The 8,571-nt window shown below is 59.8% G+C and carries 9 protein-coding genes; 2 read left to right on the forward strand and 7 right to left on the reverse strand.

Going from position 1 to position 8,571, the window contains the following annotated elements; all coding sequences use genetic code 11:
• Positions 1 to 62: 62 nt before the first annotated feature.
• Positions 63 to 545 (reverse strand): DUF2244 domain-containing protein, encoded by a 483-nt coding sequence (locus tag M0412_RS25650; RefSeq protein WP_142841791.1) that lies wholly within the window; start codon positions 543 to 545, stop codon positions 63 to 65.
• A gap of 37 nt (positions 546 to 582) precedes the next feature.
• Between M0412_RS25650 and nth the strand changes: the two genes are divergently transcribed.
• Positions 583 to 1,365 (forward strand): endonuclease III, encoded by a 783-nt coding sequence (gene nth / locus M0412_RS25655; RefSeq protein ID WP_269699847.1) that lies wholly within the window; start codon positions 583 to 585, stop codon positions 1,363 to 1,365.
• On the opposite strand, the gene M0412_RS25660 is transcribed toward nth, so the two are convergent.
• Positions 1,327 to 2,064, reverse strand: a complete 738-nt coding sequence (locus tag M0412_RS25660) for a sulfate transporter family protein (RefSeq protein WP_269699846.1) — start codon at positions 2,062 to 2,064, stop codon at positions 1,327 to 1,329. The two genes, nth and M0412_RS25660, sit on opposite strands and share 39 nt — an antisense overlap.
• Before the next feature lie 297 nt (positions 2,065 to 2,361).
• Here M0412_RS25660 and M0412_RS25665 point away from each other — a divergent pair, with 297 nt between their 5' ends.
• Positions 2,362 to 3,195 carry a MurR/RpiR family transcriptional regulator gene (locus tag M0412_RS25665; RefSeq protein WP_269699845.1) on the forward strand — a complete coding sequence of 278 codons (834 nt, stop codon included), beginning with the start codon at positions 2,362 to 2,364 and terminating at the stop codon, positions 3,193 to 3,195.
• 122 nt (positions 3,196 to 3,317) lie between these two features.
• Here M0412_RS25665 and M0412_RS25670 read toward each other — a convergent pair whose 3' ends face one another.
• The 5 genes from M0412_RS25670 to M0412_RS25690 all read right to left on the reverse strand — a co-directional run.
• On the reverse strand, positions 3,318 to 4,892 hold the full coding sequence (locus M0412_RS25670; RefSeq protein WP_269700059.1) for an FGGY-family carbohydrate kinase: 1,575 nt from the start codon (positions 4,890 to 4,892) through the stop codon (positions 3,318 to 3,320).
• A 57-nt stretch (positions 4,893 to 4,949) separates the two neighbouring features.
• On the reverse strand, positions 4,950 to 5,669 hold the full coding sequence (locus tag M0412_RS25675; protein ID WP_269699844.1) for an HAD family hydrolase: 720 nt from the start codon (positions 5,667 to 5,669) through the stop codon (positions 4,950 to 4,952).
• Positions 5,670 to 5,675: 6 nt separating this feature from the next.
• Positions 5,676 to 7,160 (reverse strand): mannitol dehydrogenase family protein, encoded by a 1,485-nt coding sequence (locus tag M0412_RS25680; RefSeq protein WP_269699843.1) that lies wholly within the window; start codon positions 7,158 to 7,160, stop codon positions 5,676 to 5,678.
• Between the two features lie 58 nt (positions 7,161 to 7,218).
• Positions 7,219 to 7,995 carry an L-iditol 2-dehydrogenase gene (locus tag M0412_RS25685; protein WP_135399306.1) on the reverse strand — a complete coding sequence of 259 codons (777 nt, stop codon included), beginning with the start codon at positions 7,993 to 7,995 and terminating at the stop codon, positions 7,219 to 7,221.
• Positions 7,992 to 8,571 (reverse strand): ABC transporter ATP-binding protein (locus tag M0412_RS25690; RefSeq protein ID WP_371338342.1); only part of this gene is annotated, 580 nt, incomplete at its 5' end. The genes M0412_RS25690 and M0412_RS25685, both read right to left, overlap by 4 nt.

The raw sequence follows: 8,571 nt of genomic DNA on the forward strand, positions 1-8,571 counted from the left end.
CCTATGCAACGCCACCCCAGTGCTTGTCCCGGACATAACGGAGAATGAGAGGCGCCGCGCTGTCACGTCCGTCGTCGCACGGTAGCGAGCGCGCCGCCGAATGCCTTGGCGAAACTTTCCCGATCATCCGGATTGAGAAACGAGCCGACATCGGTCGCCCGCCCCTCACCCGTCACATGCATGGAAACGATGCCGATCTCATCGTGCCGCCGCACCTTGAAGCGCGCCCAGAAGGGATTAAAGCGATGTTCCACCATGCGCCCGGCCGGAGAGAATTTGCGGATCGACAGGCTGGTGCGGGAGATGCGAACCTCTTCCCGTGCTTTTGCGGCGCGATAATTGGCGCGAAAAGCAAAGTAGAGCAGCAGAAAATCCAGCCCGAAGAACAGGCCGACCGGCCATGCCCCGGTGGCGAGGAAAAAGCCGCCATAGATCAGGCAGGCGAGCCCCGACAGGGCAAGAAGCAGCCGGAATCCCCTTCTTCCAAGCGAACGGTGCGGAACAAGTTCCGCCGCGAAAATCGGTTGGTCGTTAAGCGTATCCACGTTGCTTTCCTTCGGGCGGGCTGGCTATAGATAGACCATGACAGTCGCCAAAAAACGATCCAGCACCCAAACCTTGAAAAAGTCAAATCCGGCATCCGCGCGTAAGCCAGCGCGGGTGAAGACGGCCTATTCGAAGGACGAACTGACCGAGATCTTTCGGCGTTTTTCCATTCAGCGGCCGGAGCCGAAAGGCGAGCTGGAACACACCAATCCCTTCACCCTCCTGGTCGCGGTGGCGCTTTCGGCGCAGGCGACCGATGTCGGCGTGAACCGGGCGACACGAGCACTGTTCAAGGTGGCCGACGGGCCGGAAAAGATGCTGGCGCTCGGCGAAGAGCAGCTGATTGACCATATCAAGACCATCGGCCTTTACCGCAACAAGGCGAAAAACGTCATCGCCTTGTCGCAGATGCTGATCGACAACTTCGGCGGCGAAGTGCCAAAGACCCGCGAGGAGCTGGTGATGTTACCCGGCGTCGGCCGCAAGACGGCCAATGTGGTGATGTCGATGGCCTTCGGCGTGCCCACGCTTGCGGTGGACACGCATGTGTTCCGTATCGCCAACCGGCTCTGTCTTGCGCCGGGGAAAACCCCGGACGAAGTGGAAGACCGGCTCGTCCGCATCATTCCCGAGCAATATCTGTTCCATGCCCATCACTGGCTGATCCTGCACGGGCGTTATTGTTGCAAGGCGCGCAAGCCGGAATGCGAGCGCTGCGTGATCGCCGATATCTGCAAGTCGCCGGAAAAGACCTTCGACATTCCAGCCCCGCTGGTGGAGCTACCCGCGCAGCTGTTCGGTGCGGCCGGCAGCGAATGAGGGGTCACGCCGGCTGACGGCCTTGTGCAGATGGACCATCATCGAGGCGGCAAAAAGCGGCGTCAAAAGGTTGAGGAACGGGATGGCCAGGAAAGCGGCGATCACCAGACCGGCCATGAACACCGTCGTACGGTGTTTGGAGCGGAACAACCGTGCCTCGGCGGGCGAGCGAAAACGCATTGCCGCAAATTCGAAGAATTCCCGGCCGAGCAGATAACCGTTCACCAGGAAAAACGCGATGAGGTTGACGCCCGGCACCAGGAGCAGCAAAAGCGCAATGAGGTTGCCGGCAATAACGACACCGAAGAACTTGATCGACGACAGCACGGCCTCGCCAATGGGCATTGCCCTGCCCGGCGGATCATCTGGATAGGTTTTTTTCTCCACCACTTCGGCGACATCATCGAGAAACAGCCCGGCAATGACGGCGGTGACCGGCGAAATCAGCAATGCCAGTGCCAGCGCCAGTCCTATGCCGGCAAAAATGGCGAAAACGAAGGTCAGCCACCCCGCCCAGTCGGGTATGCCGGGAATAAGCGTATCCACCCATGGCAGGGCGAAATAGATAAAGATGGAGCGGATGGCGAACCACAGTGCCGCCAGCACGAGAAGCGTGAGCCCCAAAACCTTCCAGAACACCGACCGGGTCTCGGTCGCAAACAGATTTTGGAATGCCAGCCTCGCTGCATCAAGAATCATTCGGAACTCCCCGGGGCCTCTCGCGTTGAAATTCTCTAACCAGACGACAGATAAGAACTGGGCCTGTGCTCTGCAAGACAGGGTGAAAACCGCCAAACGTCTGAAATTAAACCGGAGATGGAATTTCCCTTGAATAAAAGGTATCTCTAAAATATAATAATCTATCTATAATATTTCGCATTCCTGTCCGGTGGAGGGCAAGGCCGGGAAAGCTACCCCCACCGTCAAATCGTGGTTCGCACGCCCGTTTCGAGCGCGCGGATGCATCATCGTTCAATAAAGATAAAAAATGAGGCGTTGGTGGAAAAGCTGCTGTTGAATCTTACCCGTGCCATGAAGGCCGGCACACCTTCCGAGCGCAAGATCGCCAAATATCTGATCGAGCATCTGGACGAGCTACCTTTCGAAACGGCGCAGACGCTGGCCGCCAAGCTCGGCCTCAGCCCGATGACGGTCGGACGTTTCTTGCGTTCGCTCGGATATCGGCAGTTCAGCGACATCCGCGCCGATCTGCGCCATGCGGAACAGACGGCTGGCCCGGATCAGCCCACGGTGATCGAAAGCGGAGAGCGCCAGTCCAACCCGTTTTCTCAACTCCTCTCGCAGCAGATACAGGCCATCCAGACCGCATTCGACATGACCGCCCAGCCAATGTGGCGTCTGGCTATGACCGAAATCACCTCGGCAACCGATGTTTTTCTGGCGACATCGCCGGAAGGTCTTGGCGCCACACGTCACTTCCACGGACGACTTCTGGAATGTCGCGGCCACGTCCATTATCTCGGCAGCGACAGTGCCGCCTATGTCGCCCTATGGGATTTCGAACCGGCACAGACGCTTCTCGTCATCATGGATTGCGGCGGCAGCCTTTCACCCCTGCAGCACCTGTCGGCAACCGCACGCAAAGGCGGCTACAGAACGCTGTTAATCACCACCCGGTTTTACGAATGGGGTCCTGAAAGCGCTGACATCTGTCTGGCCCTACCTCAAGCCCATAATGGCGGCCAAGGTCTGCTGCAGCTCGTCTCCCTGATGGAATTTACCCTCTGCAGCCTGATGGCGGAGGCCGATGAAACGCGCAAAACGCGGATGAAAAACCTCTCCGGGCTGAAGCGTTCGCTGGGCATCTGATTGGCAGTATGCTCGCAGCAGGGACCTAGAGCGAGCGCCGCTTGTTTCTTCTCCCCGCCGGGGAGAACAAACAAACCGTATCCGTCCACTCCTGATTTTGCCCCGCCATTTGCCGGCAAAAATCAGAGGTTCTCCAGTTCCTGGCGATGGCGATACATGGCGAGAAAACGGCGGTAGTCCCGTTGATAACGGGGAGTGAGGGCCGGATTTCCGGAAATTTCCGCATTGCCCGGATACATGGCCGCGCCAGCCGCCACAATACTCGCATGCACCCCACCGGCCGCGGCCGCCGTCATCGCCGTGCCGAGCAACACGGCATCGGCGGTGGCGGGAACCACGATGCGCTTGCCCGTCACATCGGCGTAAAGCTCCATCAAGAGCGGGTTCTTCACATGACCGCCGGTGACGTGCAGGCTTTCGACCGAATAACCGAAGCGCTCCATGGCATCGAGTACATGGCGCGCGCCGAGCGCAATCGCCACGGCGGTGCGCCAGTACAGGCGGCAAAGACTGTCGAAGGACGTATCCAGCGTCAGCCCGCTGATGACACCAACCGCATGCGGATCGGCAAGCGGCGAGCGGTTGCCGTGGAAATCCGGCAGCACATGCAGCCGCTCGGCAAAGGCCTCTCCCTCAAGCGCGCGCAATTCAGTGACACGGGCAACGATGCGGGCATGCAGCGCCGTATCCGGCTCACCGCCCGCCGCATGCATGCGCACGATATGATCAAGCAGCGCGCCGGTGGCTGATTGCCCACCCTCCACCAGCCAGTGACCGGGAAGGATCGCCTGCCAATAGGGACCCCAGAGGCTGTGGCCGGGCATCTGCCGCTCGGACATGGCAACGAGGCAGCTGGAAGTGCCGGCGATCAGCGCCACGTGCCGACCGACATCGTCCGAAAGGCAACCGCCCAGCGCACCGAGCGCTCCGGCATAGGCATCGATCATGCCCGCCGCCACCTGGCAGCCGGTGTCGAGACCGAGTTCCATCGCCGCCTCGGGCGAAAGTGGGCCGATGCTCTCCCCTGGCATCACCGTGGTTTCCGGAAGGCTGGCGCGCTCTTTCAGATCGGCAAGCCCCGCCAGTTCCAGATAATCCGCCTGCCAGCCGGGATTTTCCTGCGCCAGAAAATTCCACTTCGCCGTCTGCGTGCAATTTGAGCGCTTGGTTGAACCGGTTGCTTTCCATGTCAGAAAATCCGCCAGATCGAAGGCGAAGGACATGCGTCCCCAGCTTACCGGCATATGCGTCTTCAACCACATCAGCTTCGGCATCTGCATTTCCGGCGACACGCTGTTGCCGGCAAAATCCAGCACCCGATGGCCCGAGGCCGTCAGCCGGTCGGCCTCCGAGATCGCACGGTGGTCGAGCCAGACGATGGTATCGAACCTGTCCTCACCCGTCACCGAAACTGAAACCGGCTCTCCCCGCGCATCGCGAATGACCAGCGAGCAGGTGGCGTCAAAACCGATGGCGGCGATGCTTTGCGGCAGAACGCCGGCATCGGCAAGGGCTGCTTTCACGGCAATGCAGACAGCATTCCATATATCGGTGGAATCGTGCTCGGCGTGGTTTTCACGCGGCCGCTGCATCAGGATCGGGTGGGTGGAGCGGGCGAGAAGCCTGCCGGTTGGATCGAAAATGCCAGCCCGCGCGCTGGCTGTACCGACATCGACAGCGACGAGATTTTGACGCATCAAGACTGTAATTCCATCCCTTGCGCAACGACCCGACGACGGCAGGCAAAATACGCTTCAGCCTGCGTCACGTTCCACTTGGCCGTCAAAACCGCCCTTCCCCACATAGTTGCCGACAAGTTGGACCAAATCCGGCATCGCGTCAAACACGGCATCCGCACCAAGCCCGGCGATCTTCTCGCGGAATGCGGGAAAGCGCGCATGCGAGCCGCCGGTAAAGGCAAAAACGCCCATGCCCGCAGCCTTTGCGGCGGCAATACCGGCCGGGCTGTCCTCAATCACGATGCAGTGACGCGGCTCGGCGCCCATCGCCTGCGCCGCATGCAGGAAAAGATCGGGTGCCGGCTTGCCATTCTTCACCATCGTGGCGCTAAAGACATGTGGCTCGAAGCGGTCGATCAGGCCGGTCAGCCCCAGCGAGTAACGAATGCGCTCCGGCTGGCTGGAAGAGGCCACGCAGCGTCTGAGGGGCACAAGCCGGTCCAGCGTTTGCGCAATGCCGTCGATCGGCCGCAGCTCGGTGCGAAAGCGTTCAAACAGCGTCGCCCGCATATGATCGAGAAAATCAATGTCGGTTTCGACGCCGTAATCCTCAAACAGCGTCGCCGTCATGCTGGCGACGCTGCGGCCGAGAAAACGCTCATAAGCCTCTTCCTCTTCCATCGTCACACCGAGATGGGAGAGCATGTCGAGAAGCACCGAGACCGAGACCGGCTCGCTGTCGACGAGAACACCGTCGCAATCGAAAATCAGCAGAGGCCCGGTCCGGTCTTCCATTTCACGTCACTTTTCAGCCAGCTTGTCATCCAGATAAAGCTGCAAGGTCTTCGCCGTGCCTTCTTGCCACAGCGTCTTCAATGCATGGGCAAAGCGTTTACGGAAAAGTTCCGATTCGGCAACCTCCCCGAAAATATCGTCGAAGACGAGGAAAGCCGCAGGGTCATCCTTGGCCCTGATGGCGGCCGCCTGCAAACGTTCGGCGCTTGCATCGTTGAAGGTGATTTGCTTGCCGCTGTCGGACGTGCCGTAGAAATAGCGGCACCACAGGGCAGACACCAGCGAAAGGCCGACGATATCCTCGCCGCGCGCCAACCGGTCGGCGGTGGATGGCAGAATGAATTTCGGCTGGCGATTGGAGCCGTCCTGCGCCAGACGCGGAATGGTGTCGCCGATTTTCGGATTGAGGAAACGCCGTTCGATCAGCCCGAAATAGTCGGCAAGATTTGTGTCGGGAACGGGTGGAATGACCGGAATGATCTCTTCATTTTCAAGCTTTGCCAGAAACGCCCGGATCAGCGGATGCTCCATCGCCTCATGGACAAAATGAATATCGAGCAGTGCCGCCGGATAGGCAATTGCCGCATGGCCGCCATTGAGGATGCGGATTTTCATGTGCTCATAGGGCGCAACATCAGAAACGAACTGCACGCCGGCCTTTTCCAGCGCCGGGCGACCAGCGGGGAAATTATCCTCCATCACCCATTGCTTGAACTCTTCGCAAAAGACCGGCCAGTTATCCTCGATGCCGAAATCGTCGCGGGCGATAGTGCGTTCACGCTCGCCGGTAGCAGGCGTAATGCGGTCAACCATGGAATTGGGGAAAGCGACATTTTCGCCGATCCAGTTGGCGAAGGCCGGATCCGACAAGGCCGCGAGCCCAACCACGGCATTTTTCGTGACCTTGCCATTATGCGGAATGTTGTCGCAGGACATGACGGTAAAGGGTTGCAACCCCTTGTCCCGCCGCGCCTTCAGCCCGGCGACGATGAAGCCGAACACGGTTTTTGGCGCAGCCGGGTTCTTGCCGTCTTCGGCAATCGCCGGATGCTGCGGGTTGAAGGAACCGGAAGCATCAATGAAATAACCGCCCTCGGTAATCGTCATCGAGACGATGCGGATCTTCGGATCGGCAAGGGTATCGATAATCGTCTTTGTGTCGCCGACCTGCAGAATGTCGATCATCGGCCCGGTAACGCGCGCACCGGTGCGGTTATTGTCCTGTTCCACGACAGTGGTCAGGAAATCCTGCGCCGCAAGCTTTTCGCGCATCACCGCATCGGACGGCAGCACGCCCGCACCGATGATGGCGAAGTCATGGTCCGTGCCCGTATTGAACAGATCATCCAGATAGACCGCCTGATGGGCGCGATGGAAATTACCAACGCCGAAATGCACGATGCCGGCGGAGAGATCAGCACGGGAATAGGTCGGAATCGCCGCCGTTTTTTGGGCTTCGTCAAGCGTTGCGAGGGAGAGTTTGCATGTCATGTCACGATCCTCGAAAGGGGAAACGTTGTTCGTGCCGGTCACCGGGAAGCCCCGGTGGTCAGCTCATCCAGTTGCCGCCATCGACATTATAGGTCTGGGCGACGATGTATTCGGCTTCATCAGAAGCAAGGAAGACCGCCATGCCGGTCAGGTCTTCGGCACGGCCCATACGGCCGAAAGGTACCGCCTCGCCGACCAGCCGCTTCTTTTCGCCGGCCGGGCGGTTTTCATATTTCGCAAACAGCGCATCCACACCGTCCCAGTGCTCGCCATCGACCACACCGGGCGCAATCGCATTGACGTTGATGCCGTGTTTGATGAGGTCGAGACCGGCCGATTGCGTGAGGCTGATGACGGCGGCCTTGGTGGCGCAATAAACCGCCACCAAGGCCTCACCGCGCCGGCCCGCCTGGCTTGCCATGTTGATGATCTTGCCGCCTTTTCCCCGAGCAATCATTGTTTTTGCGGCGGCCTGCATCATGAACAGCGTGCCGGATACGTTAATCGAAAACAGCCGCTCGTAGCTCTCGCGTTTGATCTCGACAATCGGTGCGAGGTCAAAGAGTGCGGCATTGTTGATGAGGATATCGAGCCCGCCCGCCTGACCTTCCACGGTGCGGATGGCGGTATCGATGGAATGCTGTTTGGTCACATCGAGTTCGACGGCATAGGCGTTCTCGCCGATCTCGCGGGCGGTCTTGCTCGCCCGCTCGAAATCGATATCGGCGATGGCAACCGTCGCACCCTCGCGCAGATAGGCTTCAGCGAAGGCGCGGCCGATGCCGCGTGCCGAGCCGGTTATCAGCGCGGATTTGCCCTCCAGTCTTCCCGTCATAGTGCGATACCCTTCTCATCAAACCTGTGTATCTTGGTCTCGTCCGGGGTGATGAACACGGTATCGCCATGTTTGCATTCGAACTCACCATCGGTCCTTGCGGTGATCGGGCCGATGCCTGACACCTCGAGATGCAGGAAGGTATCCGATCCGAGATGTTCGGCAACGGTGACCTTGCCCTGCCACAGCCCGCTTTCCTTCGACAGCAGCAGATGCTCCGGCCGCACGCCGGCGGTGGTGGCGTTCTTGCTGCGGGCAAAGTCGCCGGTGATGAGGTTCATGCGCGGTGAGCCGATGAAGCCGGCGACGAAGAGGTTGGCGGGGGTGCGGTAAAGCTCCATCGGCGAACCGACCTGCTCGATATTGCCGCGGTTGAGCACCACGATCTTGTCGGCCATGGTCATGGCCTCCACCTGGTCGTGGGTGACGTAGATCATCGTTGTCTTCAACGTGTTGTGCAGCTCGGAGATTTCCAGCCGCATGGTGCCGCGCAGCGCCGCATCGAGGTTGGAAAGCGGCTCGTCGAACAGGAAGGCTTTCGGTTCGCGCACGATGGCGCGGCCGATGGCGACGCGC

Source organism: Agrobacterium sp. O3.4 (assembly GCF_041414895.1).
Classification (GTDB): Bacteria; Pseudomonadota; Alphaproteobacteria; order Rhizobiales; family Rhizobiaceae; genus Agrobacterium; species Agrobacterium cucumeris.